The 22,061-nt window shown below is 53.2% G+C and carries 15 protein-coding genes; 9 read left to right on the top strand and 6 right to left on the bottom strand.

Going from position 1 to position 22,061, the window contains the following annotated elements:
- Positions 1–56: 56 nt before the first annotated feature.
- Positions 57–1,349, top strand: coding sequence for a serine--tRNA ligase (gene serS, locus EDC52_RS08450; protein WP_131864893.1), 1,293 nt, complete (start codon positions 57–59; stop codon positions 1,347–1,349).
- A 203-nt stretch (positions 1,350–1,552) separates the two neighbouring features.
- Complete coding sequence (locus EDC52_RS08455) at positions 1,553–2,698, top strand: MFS transporter (protein ID WP_131864894.1); 1,146 nt, start codon at positions 1,553–1,555, stop codon at positions 2,696–2,698.
- 128 nt (positions 2,699–2,826) lie between these two features.
- On the opposite strand, the gene EDC52_RS08460 is transcribed toward EDC52_RS08455, so the two are convergent.
- The 5 genes from EDC52_RS08460 to ycaO all read right to left on the bottom strand — a co-directional run bounded on the left by EDC52_RS08460 (position 2,827) and on the right by ycaO (position 11,081).
- The gene (locus tag EDC52_RS08460) at positions 2,827–4,575 is read right to left on the bottom strand and encodes an ABC transporter ATP-binding protein/permease (protein ID WP_131864895.1); all 1,749 of its coding nucleotides are present in this window, start codon (positions 4,573–4,575) and stop codon (positions 2,827–2,829) included.
- Between the two features lie 196 nt (positions 4,576–4,771).
- A complete protein-coding gene (pflA, locus tag EDC52_RS08465; RefSeq protein ID WP_131864896.1) occupies positions 4,772–5,512 on the bottom strand; it encodes a pyruvate formate lyase 1-activating protein in 741 nt (246 codons plus the stop codon).
- 171 nt (positions 5,513–5,683) lie between these two features.
- On the bottom strand, positions 5,684–7,966 hold the full coding sequence (gene pflB / locus EDC52_RS08470) for a formate C-acetyltransferase (RefSeq protein WP_131864897.1): 2,283 nt from the start codon (positions 7,964–7,966) through the stop codon (positions 5,684–5,686).
- 55 nt (positions 7,967–8,021) lie between these two features.
- The gene (gene focA / locus EDC52_RS08475; protein WP_131864898.1) at positions 8,022–8,879 is read right to left on the bottom strand and encodes a formate transporter FocA; all 858 of its coding nucleotides are present in this window, start codon (positions 8,877–8,879) and stop codon (positions 8,022–8,024) included.
- 441 nt (positions 8,880–9,320) lie between these two features.
- Positions 9,321–11,081 carry a 30S ribosomal protein S12 methylthiotransferase accessory factor YcaO gene (gene ycaO, locus EDC52_RS08480; protein WP_131864899.1) on the bottom strand — a complete coding sequence of 587 codons (1,761 nt, stop codon included), beginning with the start codon at positions 11,079–11,081 and terminating at the stop codon, positions 9,321–9,323.
- A gap of 245 nt (positions 11,082–11,326) precedes the next feature.
- Here ycaO and serC point away from each other — a divergent pair, with 245 nt between their 5' ends.
- The 6 genes from serC (at position 11,327) to EDC52_RS08510 (ending at position 17,809) form a co-directional block, all read left to right on the top strand.
- Positions 11,327–12,412, top strand: coding sequence for a 3-phosphoserine/phosphohydroxythreonine transaminase (gene serC, locus EDC52_RS08485; RefSeq protein WP_131864900.1), 1,086 nt, complete (start codon positions 11,327–11,329; stop codon positions 12,410–12,412).
- A gap of 90 nt (positions 12,413–12,502) precedes the next feature.
- Positions 12,503–13,789, top strand: a complete 1,287-nt coding sequence (aroA, locus tag EDC52_RS08490; protein ID WP_131864901.1) for a 3-phosphoshikimate 1-carboxyvinyltransferase — start codon at positions 12,503–12,505, stop codon at positions 13,787–13,789.
- A gap of 128 nt (positions 13,790–13,917) precedes the next feature.
- Positions 13,918–14,601, top strand: a complete 684-nt coding sequence (gene cmk / locus EDC52_RS08495; RefSeq protein WP_131864902.1) for a (d)CMP kinase — start codon at positions 13,918–13,920, stop codon at positions 14,599–14,601.
- Positions 14,602–14,710: 109 nt separating this feature from the next.
- On the top strand, positions 14,711–16,387 hold the full coding sequence (rpsA, locus tag EDC52_RS08500) for a 30S ribosomal protein S1 (RefSeq protein ID WP_131864903.1): 1,677 nt from the start codon (positions 14,711–14,713) through the stop codon (positions 16,385–16,387).
- Between the two features lie 91 nt (positions 16,388–16,478).
- Complete coding sequence (gene ihfB, locus EDC52_RS08505) at positions 16,479–16,763, top strand: integration host factor subunit beta (protein WP_025245364.1); 285 nt, start codon at positions 16,479–16,481, stop codon at positions 16,761–16,763.
- A gap of 278 nt (positions 16,764–17,041) precedes the next feature.
- Entirely contained in the window at positions 17,042–17,809 is a 768-nt protein-coding gene (locus EDC52_RS08510; RefSeq protein ID WP_131864904.1) for a glycosyltransferase family 25 protein, read from the top strand.
- A 72-nt stretch (positions 17,810–17,881) separates the two neighbouring features.
- Here the strand turns inward: EDC52_RS08510 and agp are convergent, their stop codons facing one another.
- A complete protein-coding gene (gene agp / locus EDC52_RS08515) occupies positions 17,882–19,141 on the bottom strand; it encodes a bifunctional glucose-1-phosphatase/inositol phosphatase (protein WP_131864905.1) in 1,260 nt (419 codons plus the stop codon).
- Positions 19,142–19,785: 644 nt separating this feature from the next.
- Here agp and EDC52_RS08520 point away from each other — a divergent pair.
- Positions 19,786–22,059, top strand: a complete 2,274-nt coding sequence (locus tag EDC52_RS08520; protein WP_196237753.1) for a ComEC family protein — start codon at positions 19,786–19,788, stop codon at positions 22,057–22,059.
- Positions 22,060–22,061: the final 2 nt, after the last annotated feature.

The following is a 22,061-nucleotide window of genomic DNA, read 5'->3' on the forward strand; positions in this document are numbered from 1 at the left end:
TAGCGGTGTCGCGTAGTCATACACATCAATCTGATAACGATAAGCACAGGACTAGCATGCTCGATCCCAATCTACTGCGCAATGAGCTTGACGCAGTCGCCGAAAAATTGGCCCGCCGGGGATTCACCCTCCCGGTCGACACTCTGCGTAACCAGGAAGAACGCCGCAAGGTATTGCAGGTTGAAACCGAAAATCTGCAGGCAGAGCGTAACTCCCGATCGAAATCGATTGGCGCGGCCAAGGCGCGTGGGGAAGATATCGAGCCGTTGCGTCAGGAAGTCAATATCCTGGGTGAACGGCTGGAAGCGGCAAAAACTGAACTGGACGGCCTGCAGTCCAGCATCCGCGACCTGGCGCTGACCTTGCCGAACATCCCTGACGACCGCGTGCCTGCCGGTCGTGATGAAAGCAGCAATGAAGAAATCAGTCGCTGGGGCGAACCGAAGAAATACGATTTTCCGATACGTGATCATGTGGCGCTGGGCGAACTGTCCGGTGGCCTGGATTTTGCCGCCGCCGTCAAACTGACCGGCTCGCGCTTTGTGGTGATGAAAGGGCAGATAGCCCGTATGCACCGCGCGCTATCGCAGTTCATGCTGGATCTGCATACCGAACAGCATGGCTACCAGGAAAATTATGTCCCTTACATGGTCAACCACGATTCGTTGTACGGCACCGGCCAACTGCCCAAATTTGCGGAAGATCTTTTCCATACCCGCCCGCTGGAAGAAGAGGCCGACTCCAGTTCTTATGCGCTGATCCCCACCGCCGAAGTGCCGCTGACCAATCTGGTGCGCGATGAGATCCTGGAAGAGGATGCGCTGCCGCTGAAGATGACCGCCCATACTCCGTGCTTCCGCTCGGAAGCAGGTTCCTACGGCCGGGATACCCGCGGTCTGATTCGCATGCATCAGTTTGACAAGGTTGAAATGGTGCAGGTGGTCAGGCCGGAAGACTCCATGCAGGCGCTGGAAGAGATGACCGGCCATGCGGAAAAAGTGCTCCAATTGCTGGCACTGCCCTACCGCAAGATCCTGCTCTGCACCGGTGATATGGGTTTCACCGCCTGTAAAACTTACGACCTGGAGGTCTGGCTGCCGGCTCAGGATACCTACCGTGAGATTTCATCATGCTCTAATGTAGGCGATTTCCAAGCCCGCCGCATGCAGGCCCGTTATCGTAGCAAAGAAGATAGAAAGCCGCGACTGGTGCACACGCTTAATGGCTCCGGCCTGGCAGTGGGGCGCACTCTGGTGGCGGTGCTTGAAAACTACCAGTTGGCTGATGGTCGTATTGAAGTGCCTGAGGTGCTGGTGCCCTACATGAAGGGCCTGACGCACATCGGCTGAGTTCACTTGCCTTATCGGCTCCCGGCAGAGAGCATATCGCTCTCTACCGGGGTAGGCTAAACCGCTGCAATCCCCCTTTTCTTGCCCTTTCCCCGACTGTCTTTGCAAAAAATGCTGACCGCTATTTCAGCCGATTGACTTTTATCGGCGTAGTGGCATTATGCGCGCAAATCTTCTCCATTTTATGCCGGTTCCCGTATCCTATGTCCGCTTATTCTCGCCCCGTGCTGATGCTGCTCGCGGGGCTTTTGCTGTTAACTATTTCTATAGCGGTACTTAATACGCTGGTGCCACTGTGGCTTGCTCATCAATCCCTGCCCACCTGGCGGGTCGGCCTGGTCAGCTCTTCCTATTTCAGCGGTAACTTGGCGGGCACCCTGGTTGCCGGCATGCTGATAAAGAACATCGGTTTTACCCGCAGCTATCATTACGCTTGCGCCCTATTTGCCGTAGCTACGCTCGGCTTAGCCCTTTCCTATGGATTCAGCGTCTGGGTGATGTTCCGGTTTATCGCCGGCATTGCCTGCGCCATTATCTGGGTGGTGGTGGAAAGCGCCCTGATGCGCAGCGGTACCGCCCGCACCCGGGGGCAACTGCTGGCAGCCTATATGATGATTTATTATATGGGTACCGTGCTGGGTCAACTGCTGCTGACAAAAGTGTCTACTGAACTGATGCAGGTGCTGCCCTGGGTTATCAGCCTGATGGCGGTTGCCGCGCTGCCGCTGCTGTTTGCCCGAGTGGAAAATCAGAATGAAGATGCGCCCACTACCTCCCTGTGGCCGATGCTGCGCCGTCGCAACGCCCGCCTGGGTATCAATGGCTGTGTGATTTCCGGCATCGTACTGGGGTCACTGTACGGCCTGATGCCGCTCTATCTGTCGCACCAGGGGATGAGTGACGGCAATGTGGGTTATTGGATGGCGTTGCTGGTCAGCGCCGGCATAATCGGGCAATGGCCGATAGGCCGCCTGGCGGATCGTTATGGAAAACTGATGATGCTGCGGGTGCAGGTGTTTATGGTTATCCTTGGCGCGGTAGCGATGCTGGGACATACCGCCATGGCACCGGCGCTGTTTGTGCTGGGCGCATCTGGCTTTACCCTCTATCCGGTCGCCATGGCATGGGCCTGCGAAAAAGTCAGCCAGGATGAACTGGTGGCAATGAATCAGGCGCTGCTGCTGAGCTATACCTTGGGCAGCCTGTTTGGCCCGACCATGACCGCCATGCTGATGCAGCATTTCTCCGATCGTCTGCTGTTTGTGATGATAGCCATTGTGGCAGGGCTGTATCTTGCCATGCTGCTGCGCAAACCTGACCATCATCACACGCCGGTGGCTACCGCCTGACGTAGTCATTACGGGTGGCAACCGTGGAGTCAATCCCGGTGGCAACCGCCTGGCGGGTACAATCCCGTGGGCTGTCGCCTCACAGTAAAGCGGCGGGCATTGCCCGCCGCTTTACTGGCTGATGGCGGTCAATTGCCCTGTGGCAAGGGACTGACATCGAGCACTGTCTCGCTGCCTTCCTCCTGCTGACGGGTAAAACGCCAGCAATGGTCATGATAGCGTGCCACACTCAAGCGATGGGCGATACTTATCACCGTGACGCCCGGCAATTCTTCAGTAATCAACTGATACATTAACTGCTCGTTTTCATCATCCAGCGCGCTGGTCGCCTCATCCAGGAACAGGATATCGGGTTTTATCAGCAGCGCACGGGCAAACGCCAGCCGTTGCTGCTCACCCGGCGACAGCCAATGGCTCCAATTGGTTTGTTTGTCGAGCATTGGCTGAAGATGGCTTAACCGGGCCTGAGCCAATACCTTCATCATGTCCTGCTCGCTGAAGTGACCCGCTTCATCCGGATAGCACAGGGCCGCCTGCAGCGAACCGATAGGAATATAGCTACGCTGGGGCAGAAACAGCGTTTTTTTACCGCTCTGTAGGCCAATATCACCGGAACCGTAGGGCCAGATGCCGGCTACCGCCCGCAGCAGCGTCGATTTGCCACAGCCCGAAGGGCCGATAATTAACGTGCGTTCACCGGGTTTAATGGCAAGCGTCGCCGGTGCGAACAGCGATTTACCGGACGGGACAGCCAGAGACAACGCATTGATGGCCAGCGCCTGTACCGGTTCAGCATGTCGCTTAATCGGTGTATTCTGGCTACTGTGGCGTTCCACCGCGGCATTAAAGCCCGCCAGCCGGTTGGTGCAGGCTTTCCAGTTTGCCAATTGATTAAACGCATCGATAAACCACGACAGGGCACCCTGGATTTGGCCGAAGGCTGAAGATATCTGCATCAGGGTGCCCAGTTGGATGGCGCCGGAAAAATAACGAGGGGCGGCCACCAGCACCGGGAATATATTGGCAAACTGGCCGTAGAAATTACTGGCAATGTTCAGGCGGCGGGTGACGCGCATGATAGACCACCAGTTGGCGCGGATTGATTCAAAGTGGCCGTTAAGCTGCCTGGCTTCACGCGGTTCCCCCTGATAAAGGGCGATGGCGTCATGGTTTTCACGGATGCGAATCAAGCCAAAGCGGAAGTTGGCCTCAAATTTTTCCTGATCAAAACCCAGGCGCACCAGCGGTTTGCCCACCAGCCAGATCACCCATGACCCCACGGCGGCATACAAAATGGCAAACCACACCATATAGGCGGGAATGACAACGTTATGTCCGCCGAAAGTAAACGCCAGCGGCCCGCTGACCGACCAGAGAATGGTAATAAATGAGAAGAACGTCACCACGCTCGACAGCAGACCGAGCGTCAGAGAGAGGGTGCCGCTGGTCAGGGCATTGAGGTCTTCGGCAATACGCTGATCCGGGTTGTCGACGCTTTGCTGCTGTTCAACATGATAATAGACATGATGCTGGAGCCATTTATCCATGTATTTTTCCGTCATCCAGCGCCGCCAATACATCTGCAGTCCCTGGGTCAGGTAGATACGGTAAATGGAGATAACGATAAAAAGCAGCGCCAGCCAGGTGAAGTGGATTAACTGTGCTTTGAATACCACATAATCTTTGTTCTGCAAGGCGTCATAAAACACCCGGTTCCATTCATTAAACTGCACGGTGATATAAATAGTGGTTAATGAAAGAAAGATAATCAGCCCCAGCATACCCCAGGCGCGCCATTTTTCTTCTGACAGCCAATAGGGCTTGATAAGTCTCCAGACGTCGCGCCAGGGTGCTGCTTTGATATCTGTTTGCTTCATGCGTTTACTACCACTCCGCCAAGGTTAAAAGGACATAATACGACAACATTCTATCCGGTTAAGTTGCAATCGCGGTTTAATTAATGAGGAAACATTTCAAGGAGATATAGAAGGGCGCAATGACCAGGCTGGCGGGAAAGAGGTATCAGGTCGCAGGAACAACCGGCAAGCTCCTGCGACGGCATGGTATCAGGGATTAATACATCACTTTATGACCATAGCTGGCCAGGATGTTTTTAACATGATCCATTTTCTCGGTGGTTGGGGGTTTGACGCCGTCGAGCTTGTACTCTTCGCCCATGGCAATCCATTTATGTTTACCCAATTCATGGTAGGGCAGCAACTCGATTTTTTCGATATTGCTCATATCGCGGGTAAACTCACCGAGCATATGAACTGATTTGTCATCATCCGACCAGCCTGGCACAACCACATATCTCAGCCATGTCCGTTTGTTGATTTTTGCCAGATAGCGAGCGAAGTCCAGCGTACGATGATTGGAGACGCCCACCAGATTCTGGTGAATATCGTCGTTCATTTCCTTGATATCCAGCATCACCAGATCGGTAACGTCCAACAGTTCGTCGATGACCGGATCATAGCGACGAACAAACCCGTTGGTATCAAGGCAGGTGTTGATACCTTCGGCATGGCAGGCCCTGAACCAGTCGCGGACAAATTCCGCCTGCAGGATGGCTTCACCGCCGGAAGCGGTCACACCGCCGCCGGAGGCATTCATGAAATGGCGATAAGTGACCGTCTCTTTCATGATTTCTTCAACAGTGATTTCTTTACCGCCATGGGTGTCCCAGGTATCGCGGTTATGGCAATACAGGCAGCGCATCAGGCATCCCTGGAAGAAGATGATGAAACGGATGCCTGGGCCGTCGACGGTACCGCAGGACTCAAAAGAATGGATGCGACCAAGTACAGACATTGCGGGGTTTTCTCCATTTTGGCGAATGTAAATTGTTTTGACTGAAAGCCCTGGCTCAGAGGGCTGTCCGGCAAAACAAGCTGGCCTGAAGCGGGCAACATACCCGCTATGAGTAAAAAGGCCCCACTTTCGTGGAGCCTTTATTTTACGCCTTTTCAGACGGTGAAGGAATTACATTGATTCAGTAAAGGTACGAGTGATGACGTCCTTTTGCTGTTCTTTGGTCAATGAGTTGAAGCGAACGGCGTAACCGGATACCCGGATAGTCAGGTTAGGATACTCTTCCGGGTTTTCCATGGCCTTGACCAGCATTTCGCGGTTCATGACGTTCACGTTCAGGTGCTGACCGCCTTCAACGCCTGCTTCATGATGGAAGTAACCGTCCATCAGGCCTGCCAGGTTGGTTTTACGTACTTCATCATCTTTACCCAGTGCTTTGGGTACGATGGAGAAGGTATACGAAATACCGTCTTTGGCGTAGGCAAACGGCAGTTTGGCAACGGAAGTCAGTGAAGCCACTGCGCCTTTCTGGTCACGGCCATGCATCGGGTTGGCGCCTGGTCCGAAAGGTGCGCCGGCACGACGTCCATCAGGGGTGTTACCGGTTTTCTTACCGTATACCACGTTAGAGGTAATGGTAAGAATAGACTGTGTCGGAACCGCACCACGGTAGGTCGGCAGTTTCTGAATTTTCTTCATGAAACGTTCAACCAGGTCACAGGCGATATCATCGACGCGAGAGTCGTTGTTACCGAACTGAGGGTATTCGCCTTCAATATCAAAGTCGATGGCCATACCGTCTTCGTCACGGATAGGTTTGACTTTGGCGTATTTGATGGCGGACAGTGAGTCGGCAGCGACAGACAGACCGGCGATGCCACAGGCCATGGTGCGATAAACGTCACGGTCGTGCAGGGCCATCAGTGAAGCTTCATAGCTGTACTTGTCATGCATATAGTGGATAACGTTCAAGGCGGTGACGTACTGCTTGGCCAGCCAGTCCATGAAGTGATCCATGCGGTCGAGCACGCGGTCGTAATCCAGCACTTCGTCCATCATCGGTTCGGTTTTAGGACCGACCTGAATTTTGGCTTTTTCGTCCATGCCGCCGTTGATTGCGTACAGCATGGTTTTCGCCAGGTTGGCACGGGCACCGAAGAACTGCATTTGTTTACCGACCACCATTGGGCTTACGCAGCAGGCAATGGCGTAGTCATCGTTGTTGAAATCGGGACGCATCAGGTCATCGTTTTCATACTGTACGGAGGACGTATCGATCGACACTTTAGCCACGAACTTCTTAAAGTTCATCGGCAGTCTTTCTGACCACAGAATGGTCATGTTCGGTTCCGGAGACGGTCCCATGGTGTACAGGGTGTTCAGGAAACGGAAGCTGTTCTTGCTTACCAGAGTACGGCCATCCACGCCCATGCCGCCTAATGATTCGGTTGCCCAAATCGGGTCGCCTGAGAACAGTTCATCATATTCAGGGGTACGCAGGAAGCGAACCATACGCAGTTTCATGACCAGATGGTCGATCAGTTCCTGGGCTTTTTCTTCAGTGATGCGGCCGGCCTTCAGGTCACGTTCAATGAAAATATCCAGGAAAGTAGACACACGCCCGAAGGACATAGCGGCGCCGTTTTGTGATTTTACTGCAGCCAGATAGCCGAAGTAGGTCCACTGAACCGCTTCCTGAGCAGTGGTCGCCGGGCCAGAAATGTCACAGCCGTATTTGGCAGCCATTTCCTTGATTTGAGACAGGGCGTGATGCTGATCGGCAATCTCTTCGCGCAGACGAATGGTCTGTTCGAGTTCTTCGCCGTTTTCCATCTTGCTTTGCAGCGAGGTGAACTGGGCGAACTTGTCTTTCATCAGGTAGTCGATACCGTACAGGGCAACGCGACGGTAGTCGCCGATGATACGGCCACGGCCATAGGCATCAGGCAGACCGGTCAGGACGCCGGATTTCCGACAACGCAGGATGTCAGGTGTATAGACATCAAACACGCCCTGGTTGTGAGTCTTACGGTATTCGGTGAAGATTTTTTTCAGTTGCGGGTCCAGTTGGCGATCGTACGCCTTGCAGGAACTCTCAACCATTTTGATGCCGCCGAAAGGAATGATGGCACGCTTAAGCGGAGCATCAGTCTGCAGGCCGACGACAGTTTCCAGATCTTTATCGATGTAACCGGCATCATGGGAGACGATGGTTGCAGCAACGTTAGTATCAAAATCGACCGGCGCATGCGTGCGGTTTTCGAGTTTGATGCCTTCCATCACTTTGCCCCAAAGGGTAGTGGTCTCGGCAGTAGCACCCGCCAGGAAGGATTCATCGCCTTCATAAGGGGTATAGTTTTTCTGGATAAAGTCACGAACGTTGACTTCATTCTGCCAGTCGCCTTTGCTGAAACCTTCCCAGGCAGTGGCTAGTTTTGTATTCAGATCGGTCATTGTACACCTACCTTCTAATGTGGAATTTACGAATTCCGGCTTTAGCGGCGAAATGCTAGTGATGGTTTCCGCCGCGCAGATATATTACCCAATACGTTAATCCTACCAGTAAACCACCACCGATGATGTTGCCAATCGTGACAGGAATCAGATTGTCGATGATAAAATTGCTTACGGTCAGATGGGAAAACTGTTCGGGAGCCATCCCGATGGCCTGCCAGAATTCCGGCGAGGCGAAATTTTTGATAACGATACCCAATGGGATCATGAACATATTGGCGATGCTATGCTCGAAGCCGCTGGCGACAAACATCGCCACCGGAAAAATCATGGCGAACATTTTATCGGTCAGGCTGCGGCCGGAGTAACTCATCCATACCGCCAGGCAGACCATCAGGTTCGCCAGGGTGCCCAGACAGACAGCTTCGATAAATGTGTGATGCATCTTATGGTCAGCGGTCTGCAGGACATTGAGTCCCCAAGCGCCATTAGCGACCATATGTTGCCCGGCAAACCAGATCAGGCCGACAAAGAACAATGCGCCGAACAGGTTGCCGACATACACGTTAATCCAGTGGCGGAACAGCTGGAACCAACTGATGCGACCGCTGGCCTTGGCCACCATAATCAGCACCGTCGACGTAAACAGATCCGCGCCGCAAACCACGACCAGCATCAGCCCGAGAGAGAAACAGATACCGCCAATCAGTTTGGCGATGCCGTAAGGAATATCGCCGGTACCGGTGGTAACAGTAATGTAGAAAGCAAACGCAATGGAGATAAACACCCCAGCGGTGATCGCCAGATAAAACGTCGTGACGAGTTTTTTAGTGGCTTTGTAGACTCCGGCTTCTTCGGCGACTTTTGCCATTGCCTGAGGCAACAATGAATCAAAGGGGTTGTCTGCTTTCACACTGACTCTCTCACAGGATTAATTAACGACTTAATTCTAACAAACCAGTATAGAGTAAAAATTGATATGGATCATAATGCCAGGCGCTATTAAGCCCGAGGGGGAGTATAACTGCTATTTTATTAATATAAGCTATTGAAAATAGGCTTAAAAAATAAATTTTAAAGATTGCAGTATAATTTTAAAACGAGAATATTTCTACCTCAAAGGCGTTAACGAATGATACCTTATGTGGATATTTTGTTTCATCATCATCGGTATTTTCCGCCCTTGTCACTCAATTGAAACATTTCATGAAATTGGCGCATTTTATTTACAGTCAAATAAAAAACGGCGGTCAAATAATGCGTTTATTTGACCGCCGTTATACCTGATAATTCCCTGTTCGTCACGGGGATTACCCCTGACGGTTTGTCAATCAGACGCCAGGGGCATGCGCTATTATTTCGACCAGTGACGACGCTTGGCGGCCTGGAGTTTTTCATAAGCTGCCAACAGCGACTGGTGGGCCGGCAGGGCGTTGAGATCGCTGTCAATGGAGAACAGGCCATTGAAGCATCCATGGCCCTCAATGGCCGCATTGGCCGCCGCCAGCGCGTGCTCGCCATACATGCGGGCAAACGCGTGCTGGTATTGCGCCGGGCCCCGGTCAGGTTCCTGGGCCAGCAGCAGCAGGGTATGCAGGCAGCGGTAGTAATTGTCGCGTTCTGGCGAAAACACCGATGCATTGAAGTCCCGGGTCCATTCGGTCCAGATAAGCGCCTGATCCAAATCACCGCCGGCCAGCGCCAGCATCACTTTTAATTCACCAATCCGCAGCGTGTACCAGCCATTGTCTTTACCGGTGGCCAGGCCGAGCAATTCACGCACCCGGGTGAAATCGTCCAGACCCTCATCATCCAACGTCTCGATAAGCGCCAGATACTGCTGTGGTTTCCATTGACAGTCAGGCAGGCCCAGCAGGGTGTCACGCAGGTGAATGGCCATGGTGTTATTGGCCAGCAGCAGGTCTTCTGCCGGATAGATGTCGGACATGCCCGGCACCAGGATACGGCAGGCGTAGACGCCCAGATGCTCATAATCGGCGATATACACCTCAACGCCCTGTCGGTCGAAAATCGCCATCAAGGTAGTGAACTCATCGCTGGTCGAGCCGCTAAAATCCCACTCGGCAAAGTCGTAGTCCGCGTCCTGCTTGAACAGATCCCAGGAAATCAGGCCGCTGGAGTCGATGAAATGCGTTTCCAGGTTGGCATGCTCAGCCACTTCTTCGTCATCGAAGGTCGGCGGGGTAAACACATCAAGATCCTTGAGACTGCGGCCCTGGAGCAATTCGGTCACCGTTCTTTCCAGCGCGACGCCGAAATCAGGATGGGCGCCGAACGAGGCGAAGCAAGTGCCGTTGGCGGGGTTGAACAGCACGACGCAGATAACCGGATACTCGCCGCCAAGGGAGGCATCATAGGCAAAAATAGGGAACCCCTCGGCTTCCAGGCGCTCTATGGCTTCAATCACCCCGGGATAACGATCCATTACCGTCTGAGGGATAAGCGGCAGGCTCAGCGATTCGGCGATGATGCGGTTTTTCACATAACGCTCAAACACCTCGGACAACCCCTGCACCCGGGCTTCGTTGGCGGTATTACCGGCCGACATGCCATTGGAGACATACAGGTTACCAATGATGTTCATCGGGATATACACCGTCTGTCCGTCCGACTGCCGGCTGAAGGGCAGGGCGCAGATGCCCCGTTCAGCATTGCTGGACTGCAGATCGATAAGCGCGCTGGCGGTCAGCTCCTGCTCAGGATCATAAAATTCGCGCAGCCGTTTATCCAAAATCCCGGCCGGCAACGCGTCATCGTCGGTCAGCGCAAACCATTTCTCGTTGGGATAGTGGACAAAATCACCGTTGGCAATCGCTTTACCCAGATAGAAATCAGCAAAGAAATAGTTGGTGGAAAGGCGTTCGAAGTATTCGCCCAGCGCCGAGGCCAGGGCGGCTTTCTTGCTGGCGCCTTTACCGTTGGTGAAACACAGCGGGCAGTCTTTGTCCCGGATATGCACCGACCAGACATGGGGAACAGGGTTCAGCCAGGAGGCCTCTTCGATATTGAAACCCAGGTCGCTGAGCTGCTGGTAAAAACGCGCGATGGAATCTTCCAGGGCCGCGTCTTTCCCCGGGATAAAAGTCTGAGTCATGTTATTCACTTTTTAACATTTATGAAGCTGGATGATACTTTTTTTTCACCCACAGCTCCACGTATTCTGTCGGACGGAAAAGCGATATCGGACCCTGGCGGTCGAGGAGTGCTGAGCTTCCTGACGGTATACGGCATCCCTATAGGGCCATTGGGCCACCGATAAGCATTGCGGCGTCTCTGGGTGAGTGATAAAAACGTGAGTAAGGTGTTTATAAATTCTAATTGCAACTGTGGTGAGGGGACATGAACCAGGTTTTTAATTTCAGCTCCGGTCCGGCAATGCTGCCTGCCGAAGTATTGCGTCGTGCCGAACAGGAATTGGTCAATTGGCGCGGATTAGGCACATCAGTGATGGAAATCAGCCACCGCAGCAAAGAGTTCATCGACATGGCCGATGAGTCAGAGCGCGACCTGCGCGAATTGCTGAGCATTCCGGATAACTATAAAGTACTGTTCGCCCACGGCGGGGGGCGTGCCCAGTTTGCGGCGGTACCGCTGAATCTGCTGGGGGCATCCCGTAGCGCCGATTATATCGATGGCGGCTACTGGGCGCACAGCGCGATTGATGAAGCGAAAAAATACTGCGATCCGCGCGTCATCGATATCAAGACCCGTATCGACGGCTTGCGCGGCCTCAAGCCGATGAGTGAGTGGGACCTTTCGCCCGACAGTACTTATGTGCATTATTGCCCGAACGAAACCATTGATGGCGTGGCTATCGATGAAATGCCTGCTTTTGCCGACAGAACAGTCGTGGCCGATTATTCATCCACCCTACTGTCACGACCGATTGATGTGTCGCGTTATGGCGTTATTTACGCTGGCGCACAGAAAAATATCGGCCCGGCCGGCCTGACGCTCATCATCGTTCGTGAAGATTTGATAGGCAGTGCCCGCCAGGAATTGCCCTCCATACTGGATTACCAAGTGCTGGCAAAACACGATTCCATGTTCAATACTCCGCCTACTTTCGCCTGGTATCTCTCCGGCCTGGTGTTCAAATGGCTGCTGGCGCAGGGGGGCCTGGTCGAAATGGGCAAACGTAATCAGGCCAAGGCCGATTATCTGTATAATGCCATCGACCAGAGCGATTTTTATCGCAATGATGTGGCGCCCGCCAACCGTTCGCGGATGAACGTGCCGTTCCTGCTGGCGGACGAAACGCTTAACGCGTTGTTCCTGGAGGAATCGCTGGCGGCGGGGCTGCATGCACTTAAAGGCCACCGGGTGGTCGGCGGGATGCGGGCGTCGATTTACAACGCCATGCCGCTTGCCGGGGTGCAAGCCCTGGTCGATTTCATGCAGGACTTTGCCCGTCGCCACGGCTGATGGCGAAGGCCGGTTTGACCTTTACCGCCAACCGCCAGACTGTTCGCTGGCGGTATTAACCTCTTTTGAACGTTGGAGAACGTGTTTCACATGCAGGCATCCCTGACCCTACAACCGGTTGTACATATTGACGGCACCATTAACCTACCTGGCTCCAAAAGCGTTTCGAATCGTGCCCTGTTGCTGGCGGCCCAGGCGGTAGGCACAACCCGCCTGACTAACCTGCTCGACAGTGATGACGTGCGCCATATGCTTGACGCGCTGGGACAGTTAGGCGTGACCTGCCGCCTGTCTGCCTCTCGGCGCGAGTGTGAAATCGACGGCATAGGACGCCCGCTGTCGGCGGATCAGGCGTTGACGCTGTTTCTCGGCAATGCCGGCACCGCCATGCGTCCGCTGGCCGCCGCATTGTGCCTGGGAACGCAGGATGTGGTGCTCACCGGTGAACCACGGATGAAGGAGCGCCCGATTGGACATCTGGTGGATGCATTGCGTCAGGGAGGGGCGCGGATAGCCTATCTGGAGCAGGAAAACTATCCGCCCCTGCGACTGATGGGCGGTTTTACCGGGGGCGAGGTCAGCGTTGACGGCAGCGTTTCCAGCCAGTTTCTGACCGCTTTGTTGATGATGGCCCCGCTTGCCGCCGAGGATACGGTGATTCGCATTAAAGGCGAGCTGGTTTCAAAACCCTACATCGATATTACCCTGGCGCTGATGAAAACCTTTGGTATCGAGATACGCCATGACAATTATCGGGTTTTCTACCTGCATGGCGGCAGTCGCTATGTTTCCCCCGGCGACTACCTGGTGGAAGGGGATGCCTCTTCAGCCTCCTATTTCCTGGCGGCGGCAGCCATTCGCGGCGGCACGGTGCGGGTCACCGGCATCGGCAAAAACAGCGTCCAGGGCGACATCCGCTTTGCCGACGTGCTTGAGCGCATGGGCGCGGTGATTCGCTGGGGTGACGATTTTATCGAGTGCCGTCGTGGCGAGCTTAATGCGGTCGATATGGACATGAACCACATCCCGGATGCGGCAATGACCATCGCCACCACTGCGCTGTTTGCCCGTGGTACCACGACCATCCGCAATATTTATAACTGGCGGGTCAAAGAAACCGATCGCCTAGCGGCGATGGCCACTGAACTGAGAAAAGTGGGGGCCACCGTTATCGAGGGCGAAGATTATATTACCGTGACTCCGCCCCAGAAGCTGACCACCGCTGAAATCGGTACCTATAATGATCATCGGATGGCGATGTGCTTTTCCCTGGTGGCATTGTCCGACACGCCGATCACCATTCTGGACCCGCGTTGCACCTATAAAACCTTCCCGGACTATTTCGATCGTCTGGCTGATATCAGCCGCCTGGCCTGAGACCGCCCGGCCGGGCAATTTCATTGCTGCGGTCGGTAATGATAACGCTTAGCCCTTTTGATGCGTATAATACGCCGCAACAAAGTCAGTGCAGTTGATATTACACCACCGCGGATGAGGAGAAGATCATGACGGCAGCAGCCCCGGTTATTACCGTAGACGGGCCTAGCGGCGCAGGGAAAGGCACGTTGTGCAAAGCGCTGGCCGAGTCACTGCAGTGGCATTTGCTCGACTCCGGCGCCATTTATCGCGTGCTTGCCCTGGCGGCGCTGCATCACCACGTGGATATTGCCAGTGAAGAAGCGCTGGTACCGCTGGCCGCACATCTGGATGTTCGTTTCCAGGTCAGTGAAGGTCAGCTTGACGTCATCCTTGAAGGTGAAAACGTCAGTAATGAAATTCGCCAGGAAACGGTAGGCAATACCGCTTCTCGGATAGCCGCCTTTCCCAGGGTCAGAGAGGCACTGCTGCGCCGTCAGCGCGCCTTTCGCGCCATGCCGGGTCTGATTGCCGATGGTCGTGACATGGGGACGGTGGTGTTTTCTGATGCCCCGGTAAAGATTTTTCTCGATGCCTCTTCGGAAGAAAGAGCGCACAGACGCATGAGGCAGTTGCAGGAAAAAGGGTTTAGTGTTAACTTTGAACGTCTTTTATCTGAGATAAAGGAACGGGACGAACGTGACAGAAACCGTCCGGTCGCGCCATTGATTCCGGCAGCAGATGCTCTGGTGCTGGATTCAACCACGCTGACCATTGAAGACGTCATCGCCCAGGCGCTGGCCTATTCGAAACGAATTCTGGCGTTGTCGTAACGTAAATGAAAATTACCCTGTTGTATGGATGCAATGGGGCGTGTAAAACAACCCCATCAAGCAGGATGCCGGATGGACGTTAATCAAAAACATCTGAAGATTATCAAACATGACAGAATCTTTTGCTCAACTCTTTGAAGAATCCCTGAAAGAAATCGAAACCCGTCCCGGTTCCATCGTGCGCGGCACCGTGGTCTCTATCGCTAAAGACGTGGTGCTGGTTGACGCCGGACTGAAATCCGAATCCGCTATTCCTATCGAACAGTTTAAAAACGCCCAGGGCGAACTGGAAATCGAAGTTGGCGATCAGGTTGATGTCGCTCTTGACGCAGTAGAAGATGGCTTCGGTGAGACCCTGCTGTCTCGCGAAAAAGCAAAACGCCATGAAGCATGGCTGATGCTGGAAAAAGCTTACGAAGAAGCTGCTACCGTTATCGGCATCATCAACGGTAAAGTGAAAGGCGGTTTCACCGTTGAGCTGAACGGCATTCGCGCATTCCTGCCAGGTTCACTGGTTGACGTGCGTCCTGTACGCGATACGTTGCACCTTGAAGGCAAAGAGCTTGAGTTTAAAGTCATCAAGCTGGACCAGAAACGCAACAACGTCGTGGTTTCCCGTCGTGCGGTTATCGAGTCCGAAAACAGCGCTGAACGTGATCAACTGCTGGAAAACCTGCAGGAAGGCATGGAAGTCAAAGGTATCGTCAAGAACCTTACCGACTACGGTGCATTCGTTGACCTGGGCGGCGTGGATGGCTTGCTGCACATCACTGATATGGCTTGGAAACGCGTTAAGCATCCGAGCGAAATCGTGAATGTCGGTGACGAAATCACCGTTAAAGTACTGAAATTCGATCGTGAGCGCACCCGTGTTTCCCTGGGTCTGAAACAGCTGGGCGAAGATCCTTGGGTCGCTATCGCGAAACGTTACCCGGAAGGCACCCGCCTGACCGGTCGTGTGACCAACCTGACTGACTACGGCTGCTTCGTTGAAATCGAAGAAGGCGTTGAAGGCCTGGTGCACGTGTCTGAAATGGATTGGACCAACAAAAACATCCATCCGTCCAAAGTGGTTAACGTGGGCGACGTGGTTGAAGTTATGGTTCTGGATATCGACGAAGAGCGTCGTCGTATCTCCCTGGGCCTGAAACAGTGTAAATCCAACCCGTGGCAGCTGTTTGCTGAAACCCATAACAAGGGTGACCGCGTCGAAGGCAAGATCAAGTCAATCACTGACTTCGGTATCTTCATCGGCCTGGAAGGCGGCATTGACGGTCTGGTTCACCTGTCCGACATCTCCTGGAATGTCGCCGGCGAAGAAGCCGTGCGTGAATACAAGAAAGGCGACGAAATCGCCGCTGTTGTCCTGCAGGTTGATGCAGAACGCGAGCGTATTTCCCTGGGCGTGAAGCAACTGGCTGAAGATCCGTTCAATAACTACCTGTCTTTGAACAAGAAAGGTACCATTGTTACCGGTAAAGTCACTGCAGTTGACGCTAAAGGTGCTACAGTTGAATTAGCAGGCGGCGTTGAAGGTTACCTTCGTGCCTCTGAAGCCTCTCGCGACCGTATTGAAGACGCGACGCTGGTACTGAGCGTGGGCGACGACGTTGAAGCTAAATTCACCGGCGTTGATCGCAAAAACCGCGTTGTCAGCCTGTCCGTTCGTGCCAAGGACGAAGCTGATGAGAAAGAAGCCATCACTACTGTTAACACCAAACAGGAAGAGGCGACCAACTTCTCCAGCGCCATGGCAGAAGCGTTTAAAGCGGCAAAAGGCGAGTAATAACGGGGGAGCAGCATTTATCGCTGCTCCTGGACGGTAGTTAAGTGCGTCACGATTTTCCTATAAAGATAATCGTGAACTTGGAGGATCTATGACCAAGTCTGAACTTATAGAAAGACTCGCTGGCCAGCACGCTCATATCCAGGCAAAAGTGGTTGAGGATGCCGTGAAAGAGATGCTTGAGCATATGGCGACTACGCTCGCCAGTGGCGAACGCATCGAAATCCGTGGTTTCGGCAGTTTTTCTCTTCACTACCGTGCACCGCGTGTCGGACGTAACCCGAAAACCGGCGATAAAGTGGAATTGGAAGGTAAATACGTTCCCCACTTTAAACCAGGTAAAGAGTTGCGCGACCGCGCCAATATTTACGGTTAATTTATGCTGCAGGGGCATGGCATTATGCCGTTGTTGCCCATCAAAAAAGACACCTTCGGGTGTCTTTTTTTTGCCCGTCGTCTGGCGGACGAAGCTCGATAAACCCCGTTGTGCTAGCTCCCAACACCCGCTGGGCATGTAAACTCAATACGGCCATCGCTGTTTATGTTCTTCGTTAAACCTATTTTATAAATGGAGCTGCTGGGTAATGATTGAAATTGAACCTGGATGATGCATGGTTTACAGTGAGCACTGTCCAGCGGTTTAAGGCGTATCTCATGAAGGTTTTTATTTTGAGCATGGCAAAGTCTGTTCAACGGCGGGAATCGATCATTGCGCAGTGTGAAAAAAATAAACTGGATTATGAAGTCATAGAAGCGGTCGACGGCAATGCGCTGTCGGAAGAAGAGCGTATTAAACATACGCAAAAATTGAATTATGCCTTCCAAAACGGTGAGATTGGATGTGCCTTGAGCCATCAGAAAATTTACCAAAAAATGCTGGACGAGAACATTTCTAATGCGTTAATCCTTGAGGATGATGCCGCCATTTCGAACGGTATTGATGTTGTTTTAGACAGTTTCCCTTATGCTACCAATCAGGCCGTACCGACAATAATACTCTTAAGCAAAGTCAATAAATTAATAAATAAGCCATTGTTTAATATAGATAAAAAGTATTCCCTGTATCCTGTTTATCATGCTACAACATCGCATGGCTATATTATTAACCAGGCGGCAGCGGCGGCTCTGCTGCAATTTCTCTATCCTGTATGGATGGTGGCAGATAAATGGTCTTTGTTTGAAGAATACGCCAAGGTAAAGGTGTTGGCCGTTCATCCAGCGGCTATTTTGCTGTCTGGACATGCAACGGTATCGACTATCAATCCGGCAAACAACCCATGTGCTATTTCCGCTAAGAAGAAAAAAGTGTGGGGTGAATTGATGACCCTAAAACCGTTAAAGGTCAAACTGAAACACAAAATCAGAAAATTAATCATTCCCCTATTTTCGGAAATCATCGATTTAAAAAAACCAGTTCCTTAAAGTCCTATCCCCTCAGCGATGATTCAGCCCTGGCTTTCCAGGGCTGTTCAACCATCAGCCAGCATTAATCAGCTAGTTGTTTAACACATCCTGCAGCACGGTTTTGAACTTATCAAAAGAACAGAAACCCTGTGCATCAATCGGGCATCCTTCCAGTTCCAGCACGGTTCGCTGGGGTGGCTTTTGCCGGTTCAGTTCCTGCAAGCCCTTAATCTGGTCAGTCGATTGATAGACATATTCGATTTTCATCAAATCTTTGCCAGAGGCGTCTTTCCAGCGTTCAAACACCACTTTGCCGCCGATAGGGGTGGTCTCAAACTGGTTCGGCAATTGGTAGGGTTTGACTTTCAACGCTGAAAACAGCGAGGCCACATTGGAGTCATGCCCGGCAAGAAAGGTAAACTTCGCTTTATCGGCGGAATCAGTAAAAACATCGCTGAGGTATTTTACCAATTTGGCGCTGACTTCTTTAGCGACCACCGGCGCGCTGAAGACCACCGAATTGTAGTACTCCTTGATGGCCACCAGTTTTTCAAACTGTTGATCGGTTTTGATTTTGCCCCAGGCAACTGATGATAATGGCGAACCTTCGTAATACTGGAGAATAAAGGCATCGGCTATCGAGGTACCCATTTTTAATGGGCCGGTCACCCCAGGTTCTTCGCCGGCGACGATTTTAACGCTGCTGGGCAATGTCGTCAGATCACATTGCTTGTCCTGCTGACAGTTGGCCGATTGTGTATAGTTAATCACCTGCATCATATCCTGATAGCTGGTTTTCAGCCGATTGTTCAGGCCGTCCAGTCCGCCATCACCGGCCCGCTCTTGAATCGAGGCGATAGCCCGCTGTTTGAAATCTTCACTGTTATCGGTGATGATCGGGTTAAAGGTGGCATCCATGGTGCCCAGCTTTTCTTTGTGATGCACCGGCACGATACATCCCGGAAAGGCGCCGACCGAGAAGAATTGTGCAGTGGCTATAGTTCGCTGCAGGCTATTGGCATAAAAGTACACGTCTTTGTCAGTCGGGCAGGTGTCGCTTGCCAAAAGCTTGTTATCCACCAGCCACTCGCTGAAATAATGGCCGAAATACGATTCAAGCGCTCCGCCGCGGGTAGTCAGATAGCTGCTGGGTGTATCCCACTGGGGCCATTGGTCCGGGGTGACTTTTCCCAATGCGCTGCTGGGACTGGACAGCGGTGCTCGTAGGCCATGGCGGCTAAACACCATCACCTGTTCCAGGGTGTAAGCCTGGGTAGCGGCTACGACATCAGAAGATATCGCCAAACAGAAAGGCAACCCGGCTAACAAACTGTATTTGAATTTACGCATACTCACTCCTGGAGGCAGCCATAGACAATCAAAGGGAACATTACGGGTAAAAAAAGATGAATAAATCATTTCTATTTACATGATGTCTAGAGTAACGATTTTTTGCCAGCGCTGCGGCCGGTAAAAAGGAGGAACTATCGCGTCTGTCACAAAACTGCAACAATAGTGTTTCGAACCGGCGGTTTTAAGGGATAAAAAATCAGCGGCAAACCGGCTGACCCGATCTATCCGCCCATAATCCAATAACCTGCTTGCTTGCTTACTTACTTACTTACTTGCTTACCTGCTTACCTGCTTACCTGCTTACCTGCTTACCTGCTTACCTGCTTACCTGTTTACCTGTTTACCTGTTTACCTGTTTACCTGCTTACCTGCTTACCTGTTTCTCAATTACTCAAACACTTTATTGCTCAATGATTTAATTGCCAAATGATCCATTAACCCAAGAACCCAATTGTCCAAGGATTTCAATACTCAGATGCCGCTAGACGCTAATCCCGATCACAATCTTGCTCAGGTTATATGCAACAAATCGGCAAGTCCTGAAGGAGGTGCGCTTAATGCCATATGCAGCATGGCCCTGTCCTCCCGGTTCGGATAAAACAGACTCAGCCTGACAAGCAGGTGTGCGCCGGGAGGCAGCGATGAGACTGTCACTCAATCAAATTGCCGCAGGTATTATTCTCGGCATCTTGCCTCTGACAATGCTGCCCCGATTACCCGGCAGCGGGGAAATGAGGGCCATGATAACGCTGGCGGCGATGCTGCTGATGCTCAGAATACCGGCTCTGACCTGGGTTGCATTAGCGATGGCAGCCTTTGTCTGGGGATGTGTTGCCGGCAGTCAATTACTGACGCAGACCGAACAGCTGGCCATGAGCAACCTCAAGGTAGACGCCAGGATTATCAGCGTCAATAGCCAGGATCCACCGGCTGACCGGGCTCTGATTAAAATCCTGCGGGTGCGGGGTGAGCGATTGTTTCCGCCGGCCTATGCCTGGGTCAGCTGGAAAAAACTGCCTTCAGCCTGGTGCGGGGGACAGGAATGGAGCCTGACGCTGAAATTGCGTCCCCAGCACAGCCGGTTAAATGAAGGCGGATTTGACAGTCAGCGCCATGCGATCGCCAACCATCAGATGTTAACTGGCCGGGTCATCAGAGCCAGGCTGACGCAGGCGGACTGCGGATTGCGACAGCGGATGGTCCTGAGCGCGGTAGAACAGCAAAAGGGGCTGCGCTGGTCATCCATTCTTATGGCGCTGGCTTTTGGCGAGAGCCGTGAATTGCCTCAGCCGGTTCGTCTGCTGCTGCAGCAAACCGGCACCGCCCACCTGATGGCGATATCCGGTTTGCATATCTCATTGGCGGCCTTGTTCGGCTGGCTGATTGCCAGGGCGGGGCAGTTACTGCTTCCCTCCCGGTGGCTTCATGCCGCCATGCCGTTGGTGATAAGCTGGATGACCGCGGCTGCCTATGTCTGGGTGTCCGGCGCCAATTTCCCGGCCCTGCGCGCCCTGCTGGCGCTCAGCATATGGATCACGTTGCGAATGCGCGGGATCCACTGCGATGCCTGTCAGGTCTGGCTATGGTGCGTGGCGCTGATTCTGGTGAGCGACCCTTTGAGCGTCTTATCCACCAGCCTGTGGCTGTCCTGCCTGGCGGTCGGCGCTCTGCTGTTCTGGTTCCGCTGGGCGCCGCTACCGGTGAGCATGCAGCATGGCGGGCGGTGGGCCCCGCTGAGGTGGCTGCATCTGCAGGCCGGTATGTCGCTGCTGCTGCTGCCCCTGCAGTGGGGGTTATTTCAGGGGGCAAATGCGCTGTCGCTACCGGCCAACCTCTGGGCGGTGCCGCTGGTTTCGTTTATTACTACGCCGCTGGTGCTGAGCGCTTTGTGCCTCGGCAGCCTGCCGCTGATAAGCCGATGTTGCTGGTGGCTGGCAGATTTATCACTGACCGGGGTCATGGTGCCCCTTGAACCCCTGCAGCAGGGATGGATGGGGCTTGGCAAAGCCGGGCTTATTATCAGCATTGTCGGCTGGCTGCTGGTCATTATGCTGCGCTTTGGCTGGTGGAAACGCTATCCTCTGAACACGCTGGTTATCATCCTGCTGCTGCTTAACGGCCGCGAACGCAGCGATCGCGTGCGCTGGCGAGCCCATATGCTGGATGTCGGTCATGGCCTGGCCATGGTTATCGAGTCCAATCATCGGGCGATTATCTACGATACCGGCGCCGGCTGGCAGGGAGGCAACATAGGTAAAGCCGAAATCATGCCTTTCATCAGCTGGCGTGGGCTGAGGCCCGACGCAATTGTGTTGAGCCACAGCCATCTGGATCACATCGGTGGCCTCAATACCCTCAAACAGGCCTGGCCATGGGTACCGGTGTCAAGTTCTTATCGCGCCGCCGGTCATGAGCCTTGCCTGCGAGGACAGCAGTGGCAGTGGCAGGGGCTGACATTTTCGGTGCTGTGGCCGAAGGCGCTGGTTCAGAGAGCCGCGAATGATGATTCCTGTGTGATTGCCGTAACCGATGGCAAGTATCGACTGCTGCTGACCGGCGACATCGAAGCACGGGCGGAACGTGCCTTGCTGAAGCTGGACAGGGCGGCACTGCAGGCGGATATTCTGCAGGTACCCCACCATGGCAGCAAGACCTCTTCCACGCAGCAATTTTTGCGAGCGGTGGGGCCACGGGCGGCCTTATCTTCAGCTGCCCGATTCAGTCCATGGCGCTTGCCGGCGCCAAAAATCAGAGAGCGTTATGAAAAAGCAGGAATCAACTGGCACGATACCGCCCTCTCCGGACAAATTACGGTGGCGTTTTATGATGATTTTATTGAGGTAAAAGGCTACCGGCAGCAAATATCGGTGAGATGGTTTCACCAGTGGTTTGGCGTCAAAGGCGTAAATGGGTAGAA

Origin of the sequence: Biostraticola tofi (genome assembly GCF_004343195.1) — a bacterium.
Classification (GTDB): domain Bacteria; phylum Pseudomonadota; class Gammaproteobacteria; order Enterobacterales; family Enterobacteriaceae; genus Biostraticola; species Biostraticola tofi.